Origin of the sequence: Amnimonas aquatica, assembly GCF_002943415.1 — a bacterium.
In the GTDB taxonomy this organism is placed as follows: Bacteria; Pseudomonadota; Gammaproteobacteria; order Pseudomonadales; family Moraxellaceae; genus Perlucidibaca; species Perlucidibaca aquatica_A.
Window position 1 is genome coordinate 1 of sequence record NZ_PTQZ01000277.1, and the last position, 1,837, is coordinate 1,837.

3 protein-coding genes are annotated in these 1,837 nt (G+C 68.3%); 2 read left to right on the plus strand and 1 reads right to left on the minus strand.

Annotated features, from left to right (window positions below; all coding sequences use genetic code 11):
- Positions 1-55 precede the first annotated feature (55 nt).
- Positions 56-451, plus strand: coding sequence for a DUF3597 domain-containing protein (locus C5O18_RS09015; RefSeq protein WP_105193273.1), 396 nt, complete (start codon positions 56-58; stop codon positions 449-451).
- Between the two features lie 107 nt (positions 452-558).
- Here C5O18_RS09015 and C5O18_RS09020 read toward each other — a convergent pair whose 3' ends face one another.
- Positions 559-1,347, minus strand: coding sequence for a thiazole synthase (locus tag C5O18_RS09020; RefSeq protein ID WP_105193275.1), 789 nt, complete (start codon positions 1,345-1,347; stop codon positions 559-561).
- Between the two features lie 189 nt (positions 1,348-1,536).
- Here C5O18_RS09020 and C5O18_RS09025 point away from each other — a divergent pair.
- A partial coding sequence (locus tag C5O18_RS09025) for a hypothetical protein (protein ID WP_206389830.1) occupies positions 1,537-1,837 on the plus strand: 301 nt, incomplete at its 3' end.

Below are 1,837 nucleotides of genomic sequence, written 5' to 3' on the forward strand. Positions count from 1 at the left end.
TAACTCGGGTGTTATGGTGTGGCTCCATGTTTCCCAAGCGAGTCAGGAGTCCGACATGAGTTTCTTCAGCAATATTCTGTCCAAGCTGGGCCTCGGCAAGAGCGAAGCCCCGGCGGCCAAGCCTGCCGCCCAGCCGGTGGCGGCCCCTGCGGCCGCGCCCATCGCGGCGGCTGCACCGGCGCCTGCCGCGATCTCCGCGGTCGATGTCGTCGCCAAGCTGGAGGCGCTCGCCGCCGCCAGTGCCCAGAAGCTGAACTGGAAGACCTCGATCGTCGACCTGCTCAAGCTGCTCGGGCTCGATAGCAGCCTGACCGCGCGCAAGGAGCTGGCGAAGGATGTCGGCCTGGCCGGCGATTTCGGCGGTACCGCCGAGCAGAACATCGCGCTGCACAAGGCGGTGCTGCAGAAGCTGGCCGAGAACGGCGGCAACATTCCGAAAGAGCTGCTCTGATCCGCTGAGCAGTGACGAAAAGGCCCGGCTCCGGATATTCCGGGGCCGGGCCTTTTCGTGTCCGCCATGCCCGGCGCAGACATCGCGGGCAGGCGCTATGCGGCGTCTCAGCGGAAGGCCACGCCGTCCAGCGGGCTGGAGGCGCTGGCGTAGAGCTTTCGCGGCATGCGGCCGGCGAGGAAGGCTTCGCGTCCGGCTTCCACCGCCTTCTTCATGGCCGAAGCCATGAGCACCGGATTGCCCGCCGCCGCGATGGCGGTGTTCATGAGCACGCCCGCCACGCCCAGTTCCATGGCCACGGCGGCGTCCGAGGCGGTGCCGACCCCGGCGTCGACCAGCACCGGCACCGTCGCCTCTTCCAGGATGATGCGCAGGTTGTACGGGTTGACGATGCCCAGCCCGGAGCCGATCAGCGAGCCCAGCGGCATGACCGCGACGCAGCCCATCTGCGCGAACAGGCGTGCGGCGATGGGGTCGTCGCTGCAGTAGACCATGACCTCGAAGCCCTCCTTCACCAGCGTCTCGGCGGCCTTCAGCGTTTCCGGCATGTTCGGGTACAGCGTCTTCTGGTCGCCCAGCACTTCCAGCTTCACCAGCTTGTGGTCGTCCAGCAGTTCGCGTGCCAGGCGGCAGGTGCGCACGGCCTCATCGGCGGTGTAGCAGCCGGCGGTGTTGGGCAGGATGGTGTAGCGGTCCGGGGAGATGACATCGAGCAGGTTGGGCTCGCCCGGGTTCTGGCCGATGTTGGTGCGGCGCACCGCCACGGTGACGATCTCGGCGCCGCTGGCGGCGATGGCGTCGCGGGTCTCGTCCATGTCCTTGTACTTGCCGGTGCCGACCAGCAGGCGCGAGGTGAAGGTGCGGCCGGCGAGGCTGAAGGTATCGGCGAGGGACATGGCGTGGCGCTCCGCGGTCGGCTTGGGGGCTGGGATTGTACGAAGATCGGCGGGGGGTTTGACAGCGCGGCGCGCTTGCTTTAAAAGGCAACAAAAGTCACCTAATAACAACAAAGCCGATGGGGCCATGCCCGGTCCACACCGGCCTGCGAGGGATGTATGCACCGCGCCCATCATGGACTGCTCTGCGTGCTGTTGTCGCTGCTGCTGGTCGCCTGCGGCGATTACGGCGGCGGCAAGCGATCGGCCGGCGGCGGCGATCCCGGCGGTGGTGGTGACGATGGCGGCGATGGCGGCGGCGATCCGCCGGCCGGCCGCACGCTCGAGGCATTCTTCGCGGAACGCGTTCAGGGCGGTCTCGACAACTGCCGCATCTGCCACGTGCCGGGCGGTGTCGCCGACTCCGATACCGGGCGCCGCTTCCAGCTCACCGCCAGCCGCGCCCAGGACCTCGCCAGCTTCCGCCAGAGCTGGACGGCGCTGGGCGGCG